Raw genomic sequence first — 23,200 nt, forward strand, 5'->3', positions numbered from 1 at the left:
GGAACAGGGCATACGGAACAGGGCATACGGGATGGCGCTCATATTCGAGCTGGATCCGGCGGTGGACCCCGCCCTGCGCGACGGTGTTCTCGCGCTCTGGGCGGATGTCTCCAACGCGGGCGGTGCCGTCGGATTCGTACCGCCGGTCACGGTGGACGACATACGGCCGGAGCTGGTCAAGCACCTCGCGGCCATGGCCGAGGGCCGGGTCAGACTGCTGGTCGGGTACGACGAGGAGGGCGCCGTCGCCGCGACGGCGTTCCTCGCGCTCAACACCCACCGGCTGATGCGGCACTGGCTCTGGCTCTACACCGTGATGGTCCACCCGCGGCACCAGGGCAAGGGGTACGGCCGTGACCTGATGGCCGCCGCGGCGGACGCCGCCCGCGGGATCGAGTCCATCGAGGCGATCCGGCTCACCTGTCGCGGGGGCACGGGCGTCGACAGGTTCTACGCCTCCTGCGGCTACAAGGAGGTCGGGCGGGTGCCGGACGCGATCAGGGTCGCCCCGGGTGACGACCGCGACGACATCACGATGCTGCTCCCGCTGAACCGGTACTGAACACGCCGTGCTTGACTGGTAGGACTCGGACATACCGCGACGTCGGTACGCCAGGAAGAGAGAGGGCCCGCTGTGACCGCTTCGAAGACGAGCGCCACGATCCGGTACACCGCGATGCGTCTGGGCATCTTCGCCGGCTGCTTCGTGGTCGTCGCCGGCCTGGTCCAGTTCGGAGTCCTGCCCAAGGGGCTCGGCGACTCCAACTTCGTGTGGGTGCTGCTGCTCGCGATCGTGATCTCGGCGCCGCTCAGCTTCATCCTGCTGCGCAAGCAGCGCGACGAGATGTCCGCGCAGATCGTGGGCAAGGTCGACAGCGCGAAGTCGCGGCTGGAGGCGAACCGCGCCCAGGAGGACGGCGTCACCCAGTAGGGCGACGCCCGTCCCCTTATGACGTGGGCGCCGTATAAGCGCCACGTAAGCTTTCTCACACCCCAGCCCCGGAGCCGTCCCTCCAGGGCTGGGGTGCCGCGTTTCCAGGGCCCTCCCAGAGCCATGTCAGGGCCCTTCCGGGGCTCTTCGGGTGGTCTTTCCGGCGCTTCGTACCCCAAAGAAATGCTTTGAGCTTCTCAAAGTTCAAGTGTTAACGTGTTCGATATGAAGACAGCAGTGCGTCACCGCGGCCACCTGGGCATCCCGCTCGTGGCACGCCTGCATGTCGACCTGTGCCGCTGTATGTCCGCGGTCTGTTGCCGCGCGGTCTGACCCGGCATCATGCAGCGGCGCCCCTGCTGAATTCTCCTGAGTCTTCTTTCGAGTCCTCCCGAGCCTTCGAAGCACGAGCGCCGCACCCCTGTCCCGTATGACCCCTCTCCCCGATACGTCATGTCTGGAGTGTGTTCGTGTCCGCGAACTCCGCGTCCACCACGCCCGAGAAGCCGGCTGACACCAGATCCGGCTCTCCTCTGCCCAAGATCCCGTTCTGGGCGCAGATCGTCGCCGGTCTGGTCCTCGGTGTGCTGCTCGGCTGGCTCGCCCGCAGCCAGGACATCAGCTGGCTCTACACCACCCTCGACAAGATCGGCAGCATCTTCGTCCAGCTGCTGAAGCTGGCCGTGGCGCCGCTGGTCTTCTTCGCGATACTCGTGTCGATCACCAACCTGCGCAAGGTCAACAACGCGGCCAGGCTGGCCTCCCGTACCCTGCTCTGGTTCATGATCACCTCGCTGATCGCGGTCGCCATCGGCCTGGCGATCGGCCTGATCACCAACCCGGGCTCGGGCACCGGCCTCACCCCGAAGGACGGCAAGGCACCCGAGGGCTCCGGGTCCTGGATCGACTTCCTGACCGGCATCGTCCCGACCGACGTGATCACGCCGTTCACCGAGCTGAACGTGCTCCAGATCGTCTTCATGGCCGCCGTCGCCGGAATCGCGGCCCTCAAGCTCGGCCCCAAGGCCCAGCCGATCCTCACCCTCAGCGAATCCGTCCTGGAACTGCTCCAGAAGGCCCTGTGGTGGGTCATCCGGCTCGCCCCGATCGGTACGGTCGGCCTCATCGGCTTCGCCATCGCCGACTACGGCTGGGACCTCATCGGCAAGTACGCGACCTTCACCGCCGACGTCTACATCGGCTGCGCGCTGGTGCTCTTCGGCGTCTACCCGCTGCTGCTCGCCACGGTCGCCAAGGTCAACCCGATCCAGTTCTACAAGGGCGCCTGGCCCGCGATCCAGCTGGCCTTCGTCTCCCGCTCCTCCGTCGGCACGATGCCGGTCACCCAGAAGGTCACCGAGCGTCTCGGCGTCCCGAAGGAGTACACCTCCTTCGCCGTACCGTTCGGTGCGACGACCAAGATGGACGGCTGCGCCGCGATCTACCCGGCGCTCGCCGCGATCTTCATCGCGCAGATCTTCGACGTCCAGCTGGGCATCCAGGACTATCTGCTGATCGCGTTCGTCTCGGTCGTCGGCTCCGCGGCCACCGCGGGCCTCACCGGCGCCACCGTCATGCTGACGCTGACCCTCTCCACGCTGGGGCTCCCGCTGGAGGGCGTGGGCCTGCTGATGGCGATCGACCCGATCCTGGACATGATGCGTACGGCCACGAACGTCGCGGGCCAGGCGCTGGTCCCGGTCATCGTCGCGGCGCGCGAGAAGATCCTCGACCACGACGCGTACAACTCGGCCTCGGCGTCGCCGGTGGACGACTACGACAGCGCGGACGAGACGCGCGGGGCAAAGGTCCCGGTCGCCGCGTAAACCACCCGCGTCGCCGCGTCACACGCACGCGCGAAGCACACTCCGATCGCCCCCGTCCTCCGTCGAGGCCGGGGGCGACGTGCTGCCGGACGGCGGGTCGTCGCGCCCGCGGACCGCCGCCCCGGGCCCTTCGCCTCACCGGGCCGGGTTCACCGCCAGGGCCACCGGCCACAATGCGGTCGATCGCGAGAGCACTAATCATGGGATGAGCGAATCGAATGGACGACACCCGTTCGGGCGCCGCCACGGGCCCGATCCGCACCGGATGAGGGATCTGAGATGAGAGATTTCGCTGGGGCCAAGTGGGGCTATGTGACGCGCAGAATCAACGACCGGGACGCGACCGCGCCCGGTGGGTCGGTTCGCGCACCACAGCTCGGGGATCTCGTGGTCGCCACTGTGGCCCGCCTGGGCGAGCTCGACCATCTGGAGGATGTCCATGGTCGGCGCGTCCGTCTCTACTGGGGCGACATCGTGGTGGGTGCATACGGCAACCGGTACGCCACGGACTTCTACGAGGGTTACCTGCCGACCGGGCCCAACGTTCATCTGCTGACGGCGGGCGGCCTTGTGGGAACGGTCGCCTCGGCGCATACGCGACGGCTGCCACCGACCGAGCTGAAGGTGATCGGCACCCTGAACGACCGGTCCGGGATGCCGCTGTCGCTGGAACACTACGCACGCACGCCGTCACCGCACACGGCGCCGGAGTGGGGCACTCTGGTCGTGCTCGGCTCGTCGATGAACGCGGGCAAGACCACGACGGCGTCGGCCCTGGTGAGCGGCTGGACGCGAGCCGGACTGGCTGCCGGTGCGGGCAAGGTCACCGGTTCCGGCAGCGGCAAGGACCGCTGGATGTACATCGACGCGGGCGCCAGTACCGTGGCCGAATTCCTCGACTTCGGTATGTCCTCCACGTTCGGCTACCCGGTCGAGCGGCTGCGGACCACGATGATCTCCATCCGCGATGCACTGGTCGACGACGGTGCGGACGCGGTCGTCCTGGAGATCGCCGACGGACTGCTCCAGTCCGAGACACGGGCGCTCGCGGAGCGCCTGCCCGGATTCGCCCACGGCGTCGTACTGGCGGCGGCCAACGCGCTGGACGCGGTGGCCGGGGTCACGATCCTGCAAGGGCTGGGGGTCCCGGTCCGCATGGTGAGTGGCCTGGTCACCGCCAGCCCCCTTGCCTCCCAGGAAGCGCACGCGGCCACGGGACTGCCGGTCCTGTCCCCGCCCCAGCTGGCGAACGGCGCGGCCGTCGACCTGGTGCGCGCACCGGCCCGGCAGACCGCCGCCACGGCGGAACCCGTCGCCGATGCCCGTGTCCGGGGCTGATGCCCGTGATACCGGCGATCGTCTACCTCCCTGACGGACGTCCCTGGCCCGGACAGCTGCGTGAAGCGGCCCTGGACGTCCTTGAGCTGCGGCCGGCCGAAATAGTGCTGCCCGAGGCCACGATCCGTGACGAGCGCGGCGGGCGGCTGTTCGACGGCTCTCCGTTGATGTTCGAACCCGCGGCCGGTGGCGGCCCCCTGGCTGACGCCGTCGCGGACCGGCAGGCCCGCGCATTCGGCGTGACCAACACGGCCTTCCACGTCCAGCGTGCCCTGCGGTTCGCTGCCGCCCTGCTCGGCCACCCTCTCCCTCGCCTGCTGGTCAGAATCGGGATGCACGACCAGCCCCGCCGCTGGCGGGGAGGGCACTACCGGCTTCCCAGGGGGTCGCTCACGGACGAGCCCGCCGCTCTCAGCCGCGCGGGTGAGGTCCATCTGGGGGGCGGCGCCGGATTCGTCCCGGCACCGGGCGACAGCCGGTACTTCCTCGCCCCCGCGCACAACGCCGCGATCATCTGCCACGAAGTCGGCCATCACCTGTGCCGGCACACCGCGGACTTCCGGCTCAACCGGCTGCGTCCTCCGGCGCAGCAGACCAACCTGAAGATCGCCCTGGACGAGGGCACGGCAGATGTCCTCACGGCCATCCTGCTGGGCACCTCGGACATCTACGGCTGGCACCGCGGAGCCATCGCCGAATGGGACCCGCGGCGCCGCAAACTACAGCCCCGGTGGACAATGGCGCACTTCGTGGGCGGGCGGGACCAGGATCCGCACGCCGACGGAACCGTGTGGGCATCGGCATGCTGGTCCGCCCGTGAGCGGGTCGCCGCCGCGGGCGCCGACGCCGCCCGCTTCGACGCGGCGCTGCTGCGCGGCATGGACTCGGCCGGAGCCGAGGCCGCCCCGCTCACCAAGGACGCCCTGAACGAGCGCCGCCAGTTCTCCCGGCTGCTGTCCGCGATCACACGTGCCGACCCGGAACTCGCGCCGGTGGTGCTGACCGCCATGGCCGAGCACGGCGTTCGCCCCGGCGCGAGCAACACGGCCCTCAAAGACGCCGCCCGCGCCGAACTGGTCGGGGAGGTGGGCAGATGAAGTCCCGCCGCGACGATGTGGGAATGCTCCGGCACCTGTGGCGATTCCGTTCCTACGGGCGCCCGCACCTGCGCACGCTCACGCTCGGCGTGGGCCTGCGCATCGGGGAACTGATCGCCGACCTGGCGGCACCCTGGCCGCTGGCGCTGGTCATCGACAACGTACTCAAGGGCCGGACCAACGGCCCACTGACCTGGCTCACGGGCATCGTGGGCTCGTCGCCGCTGGCCATGCTCAGTGTGGCCGCCGCCGCACTGCTGCTGATCACTCTCGCCTCCGGGGCGTTCGACTACCTCGGCGACCGTGTGATGAACAGCGCGGGAGAGCAGATCACCGCGTCGATCCGTACGGACGTCTTCGCCCATATGCAGCGGCTCCCCATGAGCTACCACGACCGGCAGGCCGCGGGGGAACTGACCAGCCGCGTCGCGATCGACACCAGCCGGATCCAGGACGCCCTGGTCGATCTGTTCTCCACACTCCTGCCCGGACTGCTGGCCCTCTCGGGCTACGCCACCGTCATCCTCTTCGTCGACTGGCGCCTGGGGCTGATCGCGATCGCGGGCGCCCCGCTGATATTCCTCACGGCCGCCCGCTACACCCGGTTGACCCGCCAGACGGAACGGCGGCAGCGTGCCGCCGAAGGGCACCTCGCCGCCTTCGTCACCGAATCCCTCCAAGGCATCCGTACGATCCATGCCTTCGGCCGCCAGGACCTGCACGATGAACATTTCGCCACCAGCAACAGCACCACCCTCGACGCCGGCCTGCGCAGCGTCGAACTACGGGCCCGATTCACACCCCTGCTCGAAGCCGCCGCCGCGGTGGCCACCGCGGCACTGCTGTGGGCGGGCGGCCTCGGTGTCGTGAACCACTGGTGGAGCGTCGGGCTGCTGGTCGTGGTGACCAGCTACCTCAAGGACATGATCAAGCCCATGCGATCGATGTCCCGCCTGTCGATCACCTTCCCCCAGGGCGCGGCCTCCGCGGAACGCGTCGCCGCCATCCTCGATCAGCCACCCCCGCCCCCGACGCCGCACCGGCGCCTGCCGGACCGCGCCACCGGCCGAATCGATCTGCACGACATCACCCTCGACTACGGCCGCGGCCCCGTCCTGAACCACTTCGACCTCACGGTCCAACCCGGCGAACACCTCGCGCTGCTCGGACCCAACGGCTCCGGCAAATCCACCGTGCTCTCCCTCATCGCCGGGCTCTACCCGCCGACCCGCGGCCGTCTGCTCCTCGACGGACTCCCCCTCACCGACATGCCCACCCTCTGGCTGCACCGCCAGATCGCCGTCGTGCTCCAGGACACGTTCCTGTTCTCCGGCACCATCGCCGACAACATTCGCTACGCCCGCCCCGACGCCGGCCCGCACGAGGTCGCCCGTGCGGCGGAGGCGGCCCTGGTCACCGAGTTCACCGAACGCCTGCCCGATGGCCTGGGCACCCGGCTCGCCGACCGAGGCGCCGGGCTCTCCGGCGGCCAGCGCCAGCGCGTCGGCATCGCCCGCGCCCTGCTCGCCGACGCCCCCGTCGTGCTGCTCGACGAACCCACCACGGGACTGGACAACGCCGCGGAAGACCTCGTCGTCCGCGCGCTCGGTCGCCTGGTCGAGCGCAGAACAGCGGTCATGACCACCCACCGGCCGGCGCTCACCCGCCTCGCCACCCGCACCCTCCATCTCGACGACGGCACTCTGCTCACGTGCCGCGGTCCGGCCTCGGCCTCGGCGTCGGCCCGGCGGGCCGCCTGACGGCTCCGGCCCCTGACACGGCCGGAGCTTCCTGACACGGTCGGAGCTGCCGGTGCCGTACAGGCGACGTGCCGGGGCGGCCCTCTCCGTCGCGCGAGTCGAGGGGCCGGAAGACGGCCGGAACACCACGGGTCCGCTGTCCGGGCTTCCGGTGAACCGTAGGCTGACGGGGTTTGGGCCGGATTCGCGGGCCGACGGGGATGGCAGGACGAGCGGGAGGAAGCCTGACGTGGGTGCGGTGAGTGCCGCGAGCACCGGCAAGAGCAAGCGGATGCCGCGCGCGGAGCGCGAACGGCAGATGATGGACGCCGCCGTGCGCACCTTCGGACAGCGCGGATACCGTGCCGCCTCGATGGATGAGATCGCCGAGCAGGTGGGCGTCTCGAAACCGCTGGTGTATCTCTACCTCAACTCCAAGGAAGAGCTGTTCACCGCCTGTATCCGGCGCGAGTCGGCGGCGCTGGTCGCGGCGGTGACGGCGGCCGTGGAACCGGGAGCGCCGGCCGACCGGCAGCTGTGGACCGGACTGGTGGCGTTCTTCACGCACACCGCGGAGAACCCGGACGGCTGGGCGGTGCTCCACCGTCAGGCGCGCACGCACGGCCAGCCGTTCGCCGCCGAGGCCACGAGGATGCGGGACGCGCTCGTCGCGTATGTGACGGGACTGATCGGCGCGACGGCCCGCGAGGCGCACGGCGCGCCCGATCTGGCCGACCGGGATGTGGCCGGGCTGGCGCAGGCGCTGGTGGGGGCGGCGGAGGCGCTCGCGGCGTGGGCGAACGAGACTCCGGGCGTCTCGGCGAAGGAGGCCGCGGCGACGCTGATGAACTTCGCCTGGACGGGACTCGGGAACCTCATGGCGGGGGAGCGCTGGACGGACCGCGAGACAGCTCCCCGGTGAGGTGGACGCGGGTCCCGTCACCGTCACGCAGCTGGAAGGCGACGCTCCCCTCGGTGCCGGTCCGCGCGGTGCCGGTCCGCGCGGCGTACGTCACGGTGGCGGGAAGCAGTACGGGTGCCCTGAACTCCGCGCGTACGGAGGATGCGTGGCCACCTGTCCCCGTCCACGTACCTGCACCTGTGCCTGCACCCGTACCGGCTCCGGCTCGCGCTTGCGCTTCCGCCTCCGCGACACAGCGGGCGAACGTCCACATGCCATGGGCGATCGCGCGCGGGAAGCCGAAGGGCCGCGCGGTGAGCGGATGCAGATGGATGGGGTTGCGGTCGCCGGACACGGCTCCGTAGCGACGGCCCAGCTCAGCGGGTAGCCGCCACTCCGCGCTGACCGGCAGTGGTCGGGGGATGTCGGGCGCGACCGCGGGCGCCGGGCCGCCGTGACGGCCTCGGCTGTCACGGCCTCGGCTGTCACGGCCGCGGCCACGGCTTGCGTGGCCGAGGTCGTCGCCCTGCCCGTCGCGGTCCCGGTGGCGTGCGAGATAGGCGCTGCGGGAGTGCCAGACCACGTCACCGCCGACCCGCGCCTCCGTCACGATGATCACTTCCACGCCCCGGCGGTGCGGCACGAGACTCCGCGCGTACACGCTGATCTCCGGCCGTTCGTCCACCGAGAGGGCGCGCTCTCCGCCGATCTCGATCCAGGTGTGCACCAGCCCCAGTACGGGCAACGGGAACTGACACGCCGTCATGAGTCGCATGGTCAGCGGGAATCCGAGCACATGCGGATACGTGAGCGGCACCGTCCCGTTCCCGTCGGTGGGAAACCCGCAGATCCGGGCGTACGAAGCGAGCCGACCCGGGTCGATACGGGCACCGGCCAGAACGAGCCGGGTCCTGGGCAGCGCATCGGCTCCGTCCCGTATCCGCCCCGTCCAGCCCGGCCGCCGCAGCCGCCGTGCGCGGCCCGGCGAGGCGAGGGCGCCTCGCACCATGGCGGGTGCGAGCCGGGGCGGTGAGGAGAGGAAACGGCCGGGTGCTGTGCCGGTGACGTGCAGATGGCGGTCGGCCATTGTCCTGGCTCCCTGGGCGCTCGTAGATTTACCCCTCAGTAAGGTTACTTAAGGGTCAGGAGTTTGGTCGAGATACTTCCTCTCAGCCCTCTTCGAGTCCACGAGGCGGCGAGGCGGCGATTCCCGAACGCGTCCGACCTGTCCGGATGACAGAACCGAAGAGCCGAAGAGCCGAAGAGCCGCGAGGCCGAAGAACCGAAGAGCCGCGAGGCCGAAGAGACCGCACCGCCGCACCGCCGCACCGCCGCACCGCCGCACAAGCCTCACTGCCGAGGAGCCGCCCGTGTCCGCCGACACATCTGCCGACGCCCAGCCCGCCGAGTCCGCAGAGTCCGCCGACTCCGCCCAGTCCCGCGAGTCCCGTGAGTCCCGCCCGTCCTCTCGGTCCCCCGGGTCCTCTCGGTCCACCGTGTCCGTTCCTCCGATGCTGGTCGAGCCGGACAAGCAGCGCGTGGACGGGACCGTGAGGCAGGTGTCCGTACCGCCGCTCGCGCCATCCGTCCGGCGCGGTTCCCTCGCGGACATCCCTTTCGACAACGCCGAAGAGGCCCCCGACGAGGCCGTCCTCAGCCGCAAAGGAAAGAACGGGCGGTGGCGGGACGTCACGGCCGCCGCCTTCGCCGACGAGGTCCTGGCCGTCGCCAAGGGACTGATCGCGGAAGGGCTGCGTCCCGGTGACCGGCTCGCGATCATGGCCCGTACGACCTACGAGTGGACGCTCCTCGACTTCGCGGCCTGGGCCGCCGGGCTGATCACCGTACCCATCTACCCGACCTCCTCCGCGTTCCAGGCCCGCTGGATCCTCCAGGACTCGGGCGCGGTGGCATGCGTCGTGGAGGACGCGCACCAGGCCCGGCTGATCTCCCAGGAACGCAGGCAGCTGCCGGGCCTCACCCTCCTGTGGGCATTCGACACCGGCGCCGTCGGCACCCTGCGCGGCGCGGGCGAGCACCTCGCGGACGAGGACGTCACCGCGCGCCGCGCGCAGTTGGCGCCGGATTCCCCGGCCACGTTCCTCTACACCTCGGGCACCACCGGACGCCCCAAGGGCTGCGTCCTCACCCACGGCAATTTCTTCGCCGAGGTGGACAACGCCATCGAACTGCTCCACCCCGTCTTCAAGTCGGTGAGCAAGGAACCCGCGTCCACGCTGCTGTTCCTGCCGCTGTCCCATGTCTTCGGACGGATGGTCGCGATCGGCTGCCTGCGGGCGCGGGTACGGCTCGGACACGCGCCGTCCATCAGGACCGACGACCTGCTCGCGGATCTGGCGGGGTTCCGGCCGACGTTCCTGCTGGCCATCCCGTACGTCCTGGAGAAGGTCTACAACACCGGCCGTGCGACGGCCGAGAGGATGGGCCGCGTTTCGTCGTTCGACCGCGCGGCGAGGATCGCCCGGCGGTACGGCCAGGCCGTGGAGGCGGAGGAACACGGCACGGGCCAGGGCCCGTCGTTCGCCCTGCGGGCGGCCCGCGCGCTGTACGACCCGCTGGTCTACCGGCGGATACGGGCCGCGCTCGGCGGCAAGGTGACGTACGCGATCTGCGGCGGCTCACCCCTGGGGCGCCGGCTCGCCGCGTTCTACGCGGGCGCGGGCATCGAGATCTTCGAGGGGTACGGCCTGACGGAGACGACGGCGGCGTCGACCGTCACCCCACCGCTCAAACCCCGGCTGGGAACGGTCGGCTGGCCGCTGCCGGGCACGGCGGTACGGATCGCCGGCGACGGGGAGGTGCTGCTGCGCGGGAGCCATGTGTTCGCCGGCTACTGGGACGCGGAGCACGGCCGGGTGGTGGGGGCGCTGGAGCCGGGACCGGGATCCGGGCCGGGTCATACGGAGGGGTGGTTCGCGACGGGGGACCTCGGGGCGCTGGACGAGGACGGCTATCTGACGATCACCGGCCGGAAGAAGGACATCATCATCACCTCGGCCGGCAAGAACGTCGTCCCGGCGCCCCTGGAGGACTGGCTGCGCGCGCATCCGCTGGTCAGCCACTGCATGGTGCTCGGCGACAACCGCCCGTACGTCACGGCCCTGATCACCCTCGAACCCGACGGCCTGGCCCACTGGCGCCTGATGAAGGGGAAGCAGGACATCCCCCTGCCCGCCCTGACGGAGGACGAAGACCTGCGCGGCACACTCCAACGCGCGATAGACGAGGCCAACCGGCTGGTGTCCCGCGCGGAGTCCATCCGCCGCTTCCGCGTCCTCCCGGTGGACTTCACGGAGGGGAGCGGCCACCTGACGCCGTCGCTCAAACTGAAGAGAACGAAGATCGCGGAAGACTTCGGCCCGGAGATCGAGGGGCTGTACGCGGGGAGGGGCGGGGGCGGCTGGGGTGGGTGGCGGTAAGGGCGCGCGGGCCGTCCCGCCGCTCAGCGGTCGTATACGTTCCGGTGTCGCTCCGGTGTCGCCCCGGTGTGGGAACAGGAGTTCGATAGCGGACGATCGGTAGCCATGGCGACACGCGGGCGGCGGGGCCCGCGCGAAAAGGCAGGAGCCCCGCTGTCCCCCACCCGAGTGGGGAAAGCAGGGCTCCTTGGTTACTGCGTAAGTCGTGCGCGATCGCCGACCCGGGCAACTAGGCCGGGGTGACGTTCTCCGCCTGCGGGCCCTTCGGGCCCTGAGTGACGTCGAAGTTCACGACCTGGTTCTCCTCAAGGGAGCGGAAGCCGGTCGCGTTGATCGCGGAGTAGTGGACGAAGACATCCGGGCCGCCGCCGTCCTGGGCGATGAAGCCGAAGCCCTTTTCAGCGTTGAACCACTTGACGGTTCCGGTAGCCATAAGCCCTCCTTGGGCCAAAGGGTTGCCCTGCTCCAGAACCTGCAAAGAAGTCTGAAAACTACAAAAGCCTGCGGGTCACATGCTCCGCAGGCTCTGTACTGCAAGGGAAACCAAACTGCAACTTGCGGCGAGCCTAGCACGCGGCACATGTCCAGCGGTAGAGGGAAAGATCACTTCACCCGGACGTTTGTATAGGGCCCTGACGTGCTGACGAGCCACGCCGTAAGCGAGCCCCGGAGCCGTCCCGCACCCGGCGCGGGTCTAGCCTCGCGCTGTGGACAGTCCAGCGGAAAACACGGCAGCAGAAGCATCACGGGCATCAGGGGCATCCGGCGCGGCGGCACCCCCGGCGGCACCCCCGGCCGAGGCGCCCGATGCGCCCGAGGCGCCCGGCGCGGCGGCCGGAGGTGACGACGACCGTCGCAGTCGGCCGCGTGTCGGCCATATTCAGTTCCTGAACTGCCTGCCCCTCTATTGGGGCCTCGCCAGGACCGGCGCGCTTCTCGATCTGGAGCTGACGAAGGACACCCCCGAGAAGCTCAGTGAACAGCTGGTGCGCGGCGAGCTGGATATCGCGCCCGTCACCCTCGTCGAATTCCTCCGCAACGCCGACGATCTTGTTGCCTTCACCGATCTCGCGGTCGGCTGCGACGGACCTGTCATGTCCTGTGTCATCGTCTCGCAGGTACCGCTGGACCAGCTGGACGGTGCCCGGGTGGCCCTCGGCTCCACATCCCGTACGTCGGTGCGCCTGGCCCAGCTGCTGCTGAGCGAGCAGTACAAGGTGACGCCCGACTACTACACGTGTCCGCCGGATCTCGGTCTGATGATGCAGGAGGCCGAGGCGGCCGTCCTGATCGGTGACGCCGCGTTGCGCGCCTCGCTCTACGAAGCGCCCCGGCTCGGCCTCCAGGTCCACGACCTGGGGCAGATGTGGAAGGACTGGACGGGCCTGCCGTTCGTCTTCGCGGTGTGGGCGGCGCGCAAGGACTATCTCGCGCGCGAGCCGGGGGTCGTACGGAAGGTCCACGAGGCGTTCCTCGCGTCCCGGGACCTCTCCCTGGAAGAGGTCGCGAAGGTCGCCAAGCAGGCCGCACGCTGGGAGACCTTCGACGCGGAGCTGCTGGAGCGGTACTTCACGACGCTCGACTTCCGCTTCGGCCCCGACCAGCTCGCGGGCGTACGGGAGTTCGCGCACCGGACGGGCCCGACCACCGGGTTCCCGGCCGATGTGCATGTCGAGCTGCTCAGGACCTGACCACGGACGTACCCCCACCCCCTACTCTGCTGCGTAGAGGCGCTGAGAGGCGCTGCGTAGAGACGCTGAGAAGCGCTGAGAGGCGCAGGAGAGGCGTAGAGATCCGTCCGTCGGGACGTACGGGGACGCAGGACAGGACGCGCGAGGGGGACGGGGAATGCAGCCGCTGGAGGCCGGCGATCCGGCGATCATCGGTCGGTACCGGCTGCTCGGGCGGCTGGGGTCGGGCGGAATGGGCCGGGTCTACGTCGCCCGCTCGCACGGCGGCCGTACGGTCGCGGTCAAGGTCGTCCATCCGCACTTCGCGACGGACGAGGAGTTCCGGGCCCGCTTCCGCCGCGAGGTGGACGCGGCGCAGCGCGTCGGTACGGCGCCCGACGGGTCCCGCTGGTCGGCGCCGGTGCTGGACGCCGATCCGGAGGCGGCCATTCCGTGGGTGGCCACGGCCTATGTGGCGGGCCCTTCGCTGACCCAGGCGGTCGGCACGTACGGACCGCTGCCCGCACACTCCGTACGCGCGCTGGGCGCCGGTCTCGCCGAGGCGCTGGAGGCCGTGCACGGCCTCGGGCTCGTGCACCGGGACGTCAAGCCGTCGAACGTCCTGCTCGCCCCGGACGGGCCCCGGCTGATCGACTTCGGTATCGCGCGTGCCACGGACGGCACCGCCTCGCTCACCTCGACCGGCGTCTCCGTCGGGTCGCCCGGCTACATGTCGCCGGAACAGATCCTGGGCACGGTGGTCACGGGCGCGTCGGACGTCTTCTCGCTGGGCGCGGTCCTGGCGTACGCGGTGACGGGCACGAGCCCCTTCCCCGGCGACTCGTCGGCCGCGCTGCTCTACAAGGTGGTGCACGAGGAGCCCGAACTGGGCTCCCTCCGCGGCGAACTGCGCGAACTGGTCGCGGACTGCCTCGCCAAGGACCCGTCCGTACGGCCCGCGCCGGCCGAGATCGTGCGCCGCCTCGCCGGTGGCGGGGCCGCTGACGGGGCCGTGCGCGCGGCCGACGGCGCGCAGGGGCTGGTGGCCGCGGGCTGGCTGCCGGCTCCGCTGGTCGAGGAGGTCAGCCGGGCGGTGGTCCGGCTGCTGCACCTGGAAGCGGCGGCTCCGCCCGTACAGACGGGTCCCGTGCCGTTCAGCAACCCGTCGATGGGGGCCTTCGGACCGCCGACGGACATACAGGCGGGCCCGCCGCCGACCCCGCCGCCGACTCCGCCGCCGACCCCGCCGAGCGACTCACCCCAGGACGCCCCGGCCGCCGGGGCGCGGTTCTCCGTGTCGGTCTCCGCCGACACCACGACGGCACCGGGAACGGGTCACGACTCCGGCCCCGGCACCGACTCCGGCTCCGGTGTCGGCTCCGACTCCCGTACCCGCTCCGGCACCGGACGCCGTGCGCGCAAGGTCAGTTGCACGGTGGCACTGGCCGTCGCGGGCGCGATGGCCGCCGTGATGGTGGGCAGCGCGTTCCTCTTCGACCTCATCCCGGGCGGCGGCACCAACGACTCCGCCTCCAAGGACAAGCCCGGCCCGTCGTCGAGCGTCTCCGCGTCCGCTCCTCCGGCAGGCTCCGCTCCTCCGACGGACTCGGGTCATCCGACGGACTCGGGTCATCCGACAGACTCCGGTCATCCGACAGACCCCGGCGACGCCTCCGTACCCGCCGAACTCGTCGGTGTCTGGGACGGCGAGGTCACCGCCGCCGGACTGCCCGCGGGCACGATGAAGGTGACCATACAAACGGGCTCCACCGGCGAACGGGTCGGAAAGGCCGAACAGACCGACATCCTCGGCAACTTCATCTGCGAGGACCTGCTCACCCTCACCGGGGTCGAGGGCAACACCCTCGTGGTCGACGCCCGGCGCGGCCCTCGCAGCAAGGACGTGTGCACCGAGAGCACGACCGGCCTGCGGCTCGGCCTCGAAAGGGACGGTCTGCGCTACCTCTCGGAGGACGCGCGGGCGGGCAGCCCCACCGGCGTCCTGACGAAACAGAGGTGAGCACAGGGGTGACCGCGGAGGTGAGCGGCCCGCTTCCACGCGCCGGATGCTCACCCCGCCCCCACCCGCCCCATGGCGCTCGCGGCTCGCCGCCACCCCTGGCGTAGGCTGGATCGGTCGTCACAGCCCCCTTGGGAAGGACCCGCACCGGTGACCGAGAAGGCCGACCTCACGTCCGTAAAAGTCACTGGCAGCCTCACTGACGTCCTGGACCGCGCCGCCGCCGGCGGTCGCATCACCCCCGAGGAAGCGCTCGACCTCTACCGTTCCGCTCCGCTGCACGCGCTCGGCGCCGCGGCCGACGCCGTACGCCGCCGCCGGTACGCCGGTACGGAGCACATCGCGACGTACATCATCGAGCGGAACATCAACTACACCAACGTCTGTGTGACGGCGTGCAAGTTCTGCGCCTTCTACGCCGCGCCCAAGGACACCGCCAAGGGCTGGAGCCGCGACCTCGACGACATCCTGCGCCGCTGCGCGGAGACCGTGGAGCTGGGCGGTACGCAGATCATGTTCCAGGGCGGCCACCACCCGGACTACGGCGTCGAGTACTACGAGAAGCACTTCGCCGCGATCAAGAAGGACTTCCCGCAGCTGGTCATCCACTCCCTCGGCGCCTCCGAGGTCGAGCACATGGCCCGGATCTCCGGTGTCTCCGTCGACGAGGCGATCCGGCGCATCCACGCCGCCGGTCTCGACTCCTTCGCGGGCGCGGGCGCCGAACTGCTGCCCGCCCGCCCGCGCAAGGCGATCGCGCCGCTCAAGGAGTCCGGCGAACGCTGGCTGGAGATCATGGAGATCGCGCACGGTCTCGGCGTCGAGTCGACGTCCACGATGCTCATGGGGACGGGCGAGACCAACGCCGAGCGCATCGAGCATCTCCGGATGATCCGTGACGTACAGGACCGGACGGGTGGCTTCCGCGCCTTCATCCCGTACACCTACCAGCCCGAGAACAACCACCTGAAGGGCCAGACGCAGGCCACGCTCTTCGAGTACCTGCGCATGATCGCGATCGCGCGCCTCTTCCTCGACAACGTCGCGCACATCCAGGGCTCCTGGCTGACCACGGGCAAGGAGGTCGGCCAGCTGTCGCTGCACTACGGCGCCGACGACCTCGGCTCGATCATGCTGGAGGAGAACGTGGTGTCGTCGGCCGGCGCCAGGCACCGGTCCAACCGGCTGGAGATCATCGACCTGATCCGCAAGGCGGGCCGCGTCCCTGCGCAGCGCGCCACGACGTACGAGCACCTCGTCGTGCACGACGACCCGGCGAACGACCCCGTCGACGACCGGGTCCAGTCGCACATCTCGTCGACGGCGATCGAGGGCGGTACGGCCCACCCCGAGCTGAAGCTCATCGCCACCAACTGAGCCGATCGATCGGGAGTCCGGGAGTCCGCGCGGTGGAGACCCTGCACGTGGCCGACGAGGTGCGCCGCACCTGGGACGCCGTCGAGCCGATCAAGGGCGGCGGCGTCATGGTGGCGGGGGACCGGATCGGCGCGGTCGGCACGTTCGACGAGCTGCGGGAGCGGTTCCCCGGCGCGCGGGTACGGAAGTGGGCCGGGGTGCTCGGACCCGCCCGTGTCCACGAGGGGCCGCTGCCCGACGCCCCGACCCCGCGCGAGCGGATCCACGCCGTACTGAAGCTGGGCGCGGCGGCGGTCCTCGCCGAGTACGCGACGGCCCCGGGGCTGCGCGCCGCCGCCGCGCGGGTGGGCGTCCTCGTCCTGCCCGCGGCCGGGAGTACGGCGATCGCCGAGGCGGGCCGCGCCGATCTCGCCGTGTTCGACGCGGACGGACGCTGCGTCGCCACGGTGTGCGCGGGCCGACTGGTGCACCGCCGCGCGTAGCCGCGTACGGGGAGTCCCGTATGAGGAGTCCCGTACGAGGGAGTGGCCCGGTCCGGTCGATTCCGGCCCTGCCACAATGGAGTGCGTGACCCGAGCCTCCCTGGACAAGCAGCCGCACGAAGTCATCTCGATGTTCGACGACGTGGCGGAGAAGTACGACCTCACGAACGATGTGCTCTCGCTCGGCCAGGCACGGCTGTGGCGCAAGGAGGTCGCCAAGGCCGTGAAGGCCCGCCCGGCGGAGAAGGTCCTCGACCTGGCCGCGGGCACCGCCACCTCCTCGATGTCGCTCGCCGCGACCGGTGCGTACGTCGTGCCCTGCGACTTCTCCCAGGGCATGCTGCGTACGGGCAAGAAGCGGCACCCGTGGATGCCGTTCACGGCCGGGGACGCGACGAAACTGCCGTTCGCCGACGCGGTCTTCGACGCGGTGACGATCTCCTTCGGCCTGCGCAACGTCCAGGACACGGACCTCGCGCTGCGCGAGCTGTACCGGGTCACGAAGCCCGGCGGGCGGATCGTGATCTGTGAGTTCTCGCACCCGACGTGGGCGCCGTTCCGCACCGTCTACGAGGAGTACCTGATGCGCGCGCTGCCGCCGACCGCGCGCGCCGTGTCCTCCAACCCCGAGGCGTACGTCTACCTCGCCGAGTCGATCAGGGCCTGGCCGGACCAGCCCGCCCTCGCGGCGCGGCTGAAGGGGGCGGGCTGGTCCAAGGTGGCGTGGCGGAATCTGACGGGCGGGATCGTGGCGCTGCACCGGGGCGTACGCGCCTGAGTCCCGGGCCGGGGGTAGCACCCACCGGGACCGGCTCGGCTCCGGATCGGGTGCTCACCGGCTCACCGGCTCACAAGTCCATCCGGAAGCAGTACGCGGTGTCCCCCGACGAGAGCGGGTACGTCTCCGCCAGCTCCATCCCGAGCCGCCGCGTCACCGCGACCGAGCGCTCGTTGCGGGAGTTGACCATCGCGACGACCCGGCCGACCCCTGCCGCGCGTACCCGTTCCAACGTGGCGCGCGCGGCGGCCGTCGCGTAACCCCGCCCCCAGTGGGCCCGCCCCAGCCGCCAGCCGATCTCGATCTCGCCGACCGGACCGAACGTCTCGTGCGGCCACGGCTGGGCGCCAGTGAAGCCGATCACCTCTCCGTCATCGTCCGTCATCGTCCAGAAGCAGAAGCCGCGCTCGGCGTCGTGCCTGCGCTGCCGGGCGGTCAACTCCTCGTACACCGACTTCTCCGCCGAGACGCCGCCGTGGAACTCCATCACCTCGGGGTCGTCGAAAACCCGGTGCCAGTGGAACGCGTCCTCCTCCGTGGGCACGTGGAGCTGCACCACAGGGAGCGGGTGGGTCATGTTGTTCACGAGGGCAACCCTTCAGTGGAGGTAACGGTGCACCCCCATAGACTGCACATGCCCCGTGCCGCCAGGTACCCAAAATCGAGTCTTCGGGAGAACCCGCTGTGACCGAGCCCCTCTCCGAAAACAGCGCAGATGTGATCGTCGTGGGCGCCGGCCCGGCCGGTTCCACCACCGCGTACTACCTCGCCAAGGCGGGCCTGGACGTCCTGTTGCTGGAGAAGACCGCGTTCCCGCGCGAGAAGGTCTGCGGCGACGGCCTCACGCCGCGCGCCACGAAGCAGCTCGTCTCGATGGGCATCGACATCTCCGAAGAGGCCGGCTGGCTGCGGAACAAGGGGCTCCGGATCATCGGCGGCGGCGTACGGCTCCAGCTGGACTGGCCGGACCTGGCCGCGTACCCGGACTACGGGCTGGTCCGCAAGCGCGACGACTTCGACGAACAGCTTGCCCGCCAGGCGCAGAAGGCCGGCGCGCGGCTGTACGAGCGGTGCAACGTGGGCGCCCCGATCACCGACGACCGCACCGGCCGCATCATCGGCGTCAACGCCAAGCTGGGCGAGGAGAAGACCCCGGTCACCTTCCACGCGCCCCTCGTCGTCGCCGCCGACGGCAACTCGACGCGGCTGTCCCTGGGCATGGGCCTGCACCGGCGCGAGGACCGGCCGATGGGCGTCGCGGTCCGTACGTACTTCACCTCTCCCCGCCACGATGACGACTACCTGGAGTCGTGGCTCGAACTGTGGGACCGCCGCGGCCCCGGCGAGGACCGGCTGCTGCCCGGCTACGGCTGGATCTTCGGGATGGGCGACGGCACGTCCAATGTCGGCCTCGGCATCCTCAACTCCTCCTCCGCGTACAAGGAGCTGGACTGGCGCGAGGTGCTCAAGGCGTGGTGCGCCTCGATGCCGGAGGACTGGGGCTACACCCCGGACAACATGACGATGCCGATCCGCGGCGCCGCGCTCCCCATGGCGTTCAACCGCCAGCCGCACTACACCAAGGGCCTGTTGCTGGTCGGTGACGCGGGCGGCATGGTCAACCCGTTCAACGGCGAAGGCATCGCGTACGCCATGGAGTCCGGCCAGATCGCCGCCGATGTCATCGTCCAGGCCCATGCCCGCGCGACCCCCGCCCAGCGCGAGATGGCACTGCTCCACTACCCGAAGGTCCTCAAGGAGACCTACGGCGGTTACTACACGCTCGGCCGCGCCTTCGTGAAGCTCATCGGCAACCCGAAGATCATGAAGATCGCGACGCAGCGCGGGCTGACGCATCCGCTGCTGATGAAGTTCACCCTGAAGATGCTGGCGAACCTGACCGACCCGACGGGCGGCGACGCGATGGACCGCATCATCAACGGACTGTCGAAGGTGGCCCCCAAGGCGTAGTGGGGCCCTTCCGGGGGAGGGACTGTCCCGGCCCTGGAATCCGTTCCGGCCCGGGAATCCGTCCGGGCGCTGGAATCCGTTCCGGTGCTGGAATCTGTTCCGGCTCGGCAAACCGTCTCAGTGCTGGAATCCGTCTCAGCCTCGGGTCCATTTCTTCAGGGCGGCCCGGTCGGCGAACTTTCCCACGTTCGTGTCGACCGGGGTGTCCGTGTACTGGTGAAACTTCCACGCGGCCTTGATCCGGGGCTTTCCGGCGGTCACATAGTCGGCGATCCACAACGCGTCGCCCGCGTTGCTGGTGGTGTCACGGTGCAGCCAGTAGTACTGCCCGCAGTACAGCCCCACCTGGTGATTGGACCCGCGCAACCGCTTCACCTCGGCGATGAACGCGTCCTTCTGCGCGCAGGAAACCCCGTCGTCCTCCCAGTCGGCGAACAGCGGGTCGTACTCGATGCTGGCGCACTCCTCGACGAAATACCGCGCCTGCGCCTTCATGTCACCGGGCCGAAGGAAGTGGTAGAAGCCGACCACCAGCCCGGCGTCCCGGGCACGTCCGGCCTGCGCGGTCATCTTGGGGTTGACGTATGACGTGCCTTCGGTGGCCTTGATGAAGACGAAGTCGAGGCCGGCGGTGCTGTAGCTGGAACTCTGATGTGACGAGACATCGATGCCTTTGGTGGTCATGGGGGGAGGCCTCCTGCGCGGTGGTTCAAGCGTTTCAACTCTCCCTTACCCAAGCCTGGTTCGTACGGATCGCGCTGGCGTATCGGCGACAGCCACGACATCTTTACGAGTGAAACCCCCCAGCTGAGGGAACTTGAGCCCGCCGTTGAGACGCGGGGTGGGCCCGGCGTGGGCCCGGGGTGGGCCCGTGGGCCCTTCGAAATGGGTCTAGCTCGTACGTACTGTCCGATATACGTGCCGCGGCTGGACGCCTGCGCGCCGGACAACAGAGCAGTTTGCTGGAAGGGTTACCCGTGTCGGACTCACAGGGCCTGGTTTATCAGGTCGGCATACCCACACATCGATGGGAGTTGCCGAGATCACTGGTCGTGACCCGGGTGCTGCTGTATCTGATGTTCGCTCTCACGCTGCTGGGCGGCATCGGTGTGTTCGACTCGCTGCTCGACCTGGGCACCCACATCACGCCGACGCTCACGCTGGCCGCGCTCTACGCGCTGGTGCCGGGGATTGCCGCTGTGATTCTGGCGCGGCGTGTGTGGACGGGTGGGAAGGTCGTCTGGGTCGCGTTGATCGCTCTTCAGGGCTGGCTGCTGGTGGGCAGCATCGTCAATCTGTACGCGGGCTCGGCGCGTGGGCTCAGCCAGCTTCTGCTGCCGGGTGCGCTGCTGGCGCTGGTCAGTGCGGGTGCCAGCCGGGCGTGGTTCGAACTGCCTTCGGAGCAGCGGGCGGTGAGGCCGCGGTGGACGCTGGAGCGGTTGCGCCGGGAGGGGATCCCGTCGGTTCCGCACGTGATCGGGTGGCGTCGGGATCGCGGGCAGTCGGCGGCCGAGTACGCGGGCATGGTCGGTCTGGTCGCCCTGATCATCGGTGCGCTTGTGCTCGGTGGCGTGGGCACTCAGATCGCGAACGGTCTTCAGACGGCGGTCTGCACCATCCTCGGCGGCGACTGCGACAGCGACACGGTCGCGGGCGGCGGTGGTGAGTCGGGCGGCGGCGGCAACGGCGGTGGTGACGGCGGCGGCAACGGCGGGGGTGACTCCGGTGGTGGGGATAACGGCGGGGGTGACTCCGGTGGTGGTGATTCCGGCGGTGGGAGCAACGGCGGCGGCGACTCCGGCGGTGGGAACAACGGTGGTGGCGACTCCGGTGGGGGAAACAACGGCGGTGGGAACAACGGCGGTGGATCCGACGGCGGGTCTGACGGTGGCGGTTCCGATGGCGGTGGTTCCGACGGTGGTGGGTCGGACGGTGGTGGGTCGGACGGCGGTGGTTCCAGCGGTGGTGGTTCCAACGGTGGCGGCTCCAACGGTGGTGGGTCCAATGGCGGTTCGGACGGCGGTCGTTCGAGCGGCGGTGGCTCCAACGGCGGTGGTTCGAGCGGCGGTGGTTCGAATGGTGGCGGCTCCAACGGCGGCGGGTCCAACGGCGGGTCCGACGGTGGCCGTTCGAGCGGTGGTGGTTCGAACAGTGGTGGGTCCGATGGTGGTTCGGACAGCGGTGGTTCGGATGGTGGGTCCGACAGCGGTGGTTCCGACGGTGGGCGTTCGAGCGGCGGCGGTTCCAACGGTGGTGGTAGTTCGAGCGGTGGTGGCTCGAACGGCGGCGGCTCGAACGGCGGTGGTTCGAGCGGTGGTGGCTCCAACGGCGGTGGGTCCAGCAGTGGTGGCTCTTCCGGTGGTCGCTCAAGCGGTGGCGGCTCCAACGGCGGCGGTTCGAACGGCGGCGGGTCCAGCAGTGGCGGTTCCACCGGTGGTCGCTCAAGCGGTGGCGGTTCGAATGGCGGCAGTTCGAGCGGTGGTGGTTCGAACGGTGGTGGTTCGAGCGGCGGTGGGTCGAGCAGCGGCGGCTCGGACAGTGGTGGCTCGGATGACGAAACCGTGTGCACGCCGGTCATGGGTCCTGCGGGGATCACCCAGCACTGCACGGGACCGGATAAGCCGGATAAGCCGGATGACGATGACAAGGACGACGACAAGGACAAGGACGACGACGGCAAGGAAACCGTCTGCACGCCGGTCATGGGCCCGGCAGGGATCACCCAGCACTGCACGGAGCAGGACAAGCCGGACGAGCCGGATGACGACGACAAGGACGACGACAAGGACGACTGTCGGGACAAAAATGTCGCCTTCTACAACCGTGTGACCACGGGCGGAGCCGGCAGCGGGCGCTACACGCTCGCCTCGGCCGGTATTCGTACGCCCGTTGTCGTCAGTGGCACCACGTTCGCAGCCGGCTCCGGAATCCCTTCCCCTCTGAACCTGATCTCCACGGTGTCCGGGTCCACCATCGCCGGTGTTGACACGTTCCAGGACGTGAAGGACAGGCTGACCATCGCGATCGGCCTCACGGACCCGCCGCCTCCGCCGATCAAGGACGACCCCGAGCCGGAGCCCGAGCCGGAGCCGGAGCCCGAGCCGGAGCCGGGGCCGGAGGACTGCCCGGTCGGCAAGTCCAACCCCAACCCTCATCCAGAGGTGATGGAGGACGACTACGACATCAAGATCACGGGTGTCGACGAGGAAGACATCAAGTGGCGCGACACGGACGAGACTCTGTACCGCTTCGATGACCGTCCCCCCGAGGACATCTTCCTGAACGGCTTCGATCCGAAGAATCCGGACAACGGGGATCTGTACGACTACGTCACGCAGAACACGGACTCGGCGTTCGTCGGGACAACGAGGAACGAGCAGCCGGATCTGCTCTACGAGGACAGGAAGTACCGCTACGACATCGATCCGCCGGGTGGAATCGACGTCAACGGGACCCTCGGGGACAACAGTCGCTGGGCCAGCGAAGAGGAGATCGCCTTCCCCGGCGGGATCGATTCGAGGTACATCAAGGGCGCCTGGGAGATCAACCCGGACGGTAGTTTGGGCAAGTACATACCGAACGACAAGTGGTACGAGCCGCCGAACGAGCGAGACTGACGGCTGAGCCGTA

19 protein-coding genes are annotated in these 23,200 nt (G+C 69.8%); 15 read left to right on the forward strand and 4 right to left on the reverse strand.

Annotation, left to right across the window (positions count from 1 at the left end; genetic code table 11):
• Positions 1-31 precede the first annotated feature (31 nt).
• The 7 genes from ACIOGX_RS34845 to ACIOGX_RS34875 all read left to right on the forward strand — a co-directional run bounded on the left by ACIOGX_RS34845 (position 32) and on the right by ACIOGX_RS34875 (position 7,853).
• A complete protein-coding gene (locus tag ACIOGX_RS34845) occupies positions 32-562 on the forward strand; it encodes a GNAT family N-acetyltransferase (RefSeq protein WP_356516716.1) in 531 nt (176 codons plus the stop codon).
• A 72-nt stretch (positions 563-634) separates the two neighbouring features.
• Complete coding sequence (locus ACIOGX_RS34850; protein ID WP_240046055.1) at positions 635-931, forward strand: DUF4229 domain-containing protein; 297 nt, start codon at positions 635-637, stop codon at positions 929-931.
• 470 nt (positions 932-1,401) lie between these two features.
• Positions 1,402-2,757: a dicarboxylate/amino acid:cation symporter gene (locus ACIOGX_RS34855; RefSeq protein WP_356516714.1), complete on the forward strand. Its 1,356-nt coding sequence runs from the start codon at positions 1,402-1,404 to the stop codon at positions 2,755-2,757.
• A 279-nt stretch (positions 2,758-3,036) separates the two neighbouring features.
• Positions 3,037-4,095, forward strand: coding sequence for a DUF1611 domain-containing protein (locus ACIOGX_RS34860; RefSeq protein WP_356516712.1), 1,059 nt, complete (start codon positions 3,037-3,039; stop codon positions 4,093-4,095).
• On the forward strand, positions 4,095-5,192 hold the full coding sequence (locus ACIOGX_RS34865) for a hypothetical protein (protein WP_401768931.1): 1,098 nt from the start codon (positions 4,095-4,097) through the stop codon (positions 5,190-5,192). The genes ACIOGX_RS34860 and ACIOGX_RS34865 overlap by 1 nt, the downstream gene beginning before the upstream one ends.
• A complete protein-coding gene (locus ACIOGX_RS34870; protein ID WP_401918723.1) occupies positions 5,189-6,952 on the forward strand; it encodes an ABC transporter ATP-binding protein in 1,764 nt (587 codons plus the stop codon). The genes ACIOGX_RS34865 and ACIOGX_RS34870 overlap by 4 nt, the downstream gene beginning before the upstream one ends.
• A gap of 271 nt (positions 6,953-7,223) precedes the next feature.
• Complete coding sequence (locus tag ACIOGX_RS34875) at positions 7,224-7,853, forward strand: TetR/AcrR family transcriptional regulator (protein WP_356516889.1); 630 nt, start codon at positions 7,224-7,226, stop codon at positions 7,851-7,853.
• On the opposite strand, the gene ACIOGX_RS34880 is transcribed toward ACIOGX_RS34875, so the two are convergent.
• Complete coding sequence (locus tag ACIOGX_RS34880; RefSeq protein WP_401918725.1) at positions 7,807-8,919, reverse strand: MaoC family dehydratase; 1,113 nt, start codon at positions 8,917-8,919, stop codon at positions 7,807-7,809. The two genes, ACIOGX_RS34875 and ACIOGX_RS34880, sit on opposite strands and share 47 nt — an antisense overlap.
• A gap of 424 nt (positions 8,920-9,343) precedes the next feature.
• Between ACIOGX_RS34880 and ACIOGX_RS34885 the strand changes: the two genes are divergently transcribed.
• Positions 9,344-11,272: an AMP-dependent synthetase/ligase gene (locus tag ACIOGX_RS34885; RefSeq protein WP_401918727.1), complete on the forward strand. Its 1,929-nt coding sequence runs from the start codon at positions 9,344-9,346 to the stop codon at positions 11,270-11,272.
• A 229-nt stretch (positions 11,273-11,501) separates the two neighbouring features.
• On the opposite strand, the gene ACIOGX_RS34890 is transcribed toward ACIOGX_RS34885, so the two are convergent.
• The gene (locus ACIOGX_RS34890) at positions 11,502-11,705 is read right to left on the reverse strand and encodes a cold-shock protein (protein ID WP_017948713.1); all 204 of its coding nucleotides are present in this window, start codon (positions 11,703-11,705) and stop codon (positions 11,502-11,504) included.
• A 445-nt stretch (positions 11,706-12,150) separates the two neighbouring features.
• Between ACIOGX_RS34890 and ACIOGX_RS34895 the strand changes: the two genes are divergently transcribed.
• The 5 genes from ACIOGX_RS34895 to ACIOGX_RS34915 all read left to right on the forward strand — a co-directional run bounded on the left by ACIOGX_RS34895 (position 12,151) and on the right by ACIOGX_RS34915 (position 17,599).
• Entirely contained in the window at positions 12,151-12,963 is an 813-nt protein-coding gene (locus ACIOGX_RS34895) for a menaquinone biosynthesis protein (protein ID WP_356516885.1), read from the forward strand.
• Positions 12,964-13,120: 157 nt separating this feature from the next.
• Positions 13,121-14,962: a serine/threonine-protein kinase gene (locus ACIOGX_RS34900; RefSeq protein ID WP_401918729.1), complete on the forward strand. Its 1,842-nt coding sequence runs from the start codon at positions 13,121-13,123 to the stop codon at positions 14,960-14,962.
• A gap of 150 nt (positions 14,963-15,112) precedes the next feature.
• Positions 15,113-16,339 carry a cyclic dehypoxanthinyl futalosine synthase gene (gene mqnC / locus ACIOGX_RS34905; RefSeq protein ID WP_356516701.1) on the forward strand — a complete coding sequence of 409 codons (1,227 nt, stop codon included), beginning with the start codon at positions 15,113-15,115 and terminating at the stop codon, positions 16,337-16,339.
• A gap of 32 nt (positions 16,340-16,371) precedes the next feature.
• Positions 16,372-16,821, forward strand: a complete 450-nt coding sequence (locus ACIOGX_RS34910; protein ID WP_401918731.1) for an imidazolonepropionase-like domain-containing protein — start codon at positions 16,372-16,374, stop codon at positions 16,819-16,821.
• An 85-nt stretch (positions 16,822-16,906) separates the two neighbouring features.
• Positions 16,907-17,599 carry a demethylmenaquinone methyltransferase gene (locus ACIOGX_RS34915; RefSeq protein WP_356516697.1) on the forward strand — a complete coding sequence of 231 codons (693 nt, stop codon included), beginning with the start codon at positions 16,907-16,909 and terminating at the stop codon, positions 17,597-17,599.
• Between the two features lie 70 nt (positions 17,600-17,669).
• On the opposite strand, the gene ACIOGX_RS34920 is transcribed toward ACIOGX_RS34915, so the two are convergent.
• Positions 17,670-18,176 (reverse strand): GNAT family N-acetyltransferase, encoded by a 507-nt coding sequence (locus tag ACIOGX_RS34920; protein WP_356516883.1) that lies wholly within the window; start codon positions 18,174-18,176, stop codon positions 17,670-17,672.
• Between the two features lie 107 nt (positions 18,177-18,283).
• Between ACIOGX_RS34920 and ACIOGX_RS34925 the strand changes: the two genes are divergently transcribed.
• Positions 18,284-19,570: a geranylgeranyl reductase family protein gene (locus ACIOGX_RS34925; protein WP_030351353.1), complete on the forward strand. Its 1,287-nt coding sequence runs from the start codon at positions 18,284-18,286 to the stop codon at positions 19,568-19,570.
• 135 nt (positions 19,571-19,705) lie between these two features.
• On the opposite strand, the gene ACIOGX_RS34930 is transcribed toward ACIOGX_RS34925, so the two are convergent.
• A complete protein-coding gene (locus tag ACIOGX_RS34930; protein WP_356516695.1) occupies positions 19,706-20,254 on the reverse strand; it encodes a glycoside hydrolase family 25 protein in 549 nt (182 codons plus the stop codon).
• A gap of 350 nt (positions 20,255-20,604) precedes the next feature.
• Between ACIOGX_RS34930 and ACIOGX_RS34935 the strand changes: the two genes are divergently transcribed.
• On the forward strand, positions 20,605-23,187 hold the full coding sequence (locus tag ACIOGX_RS34935; protein ID WP_401918734.1) for a hypothetical protein: 2,583 nt from the start codon (positions 20,605-20,607) through the stop codon (positions 23,185-23,187).
• The last annotated feature ends 13 nt before the right edge of the window (positions 23,188-23,200 follow it).

This window comes from Streptomyces sp. NPDC088147, assembly GCF_044741565.1.
In the GTDB taxonomy this organism is placed as follows: Bacteria; Actinomycetota; Actinomycetes; order Streptomycetales; family Streptomycetaceae; genus Streptomyces.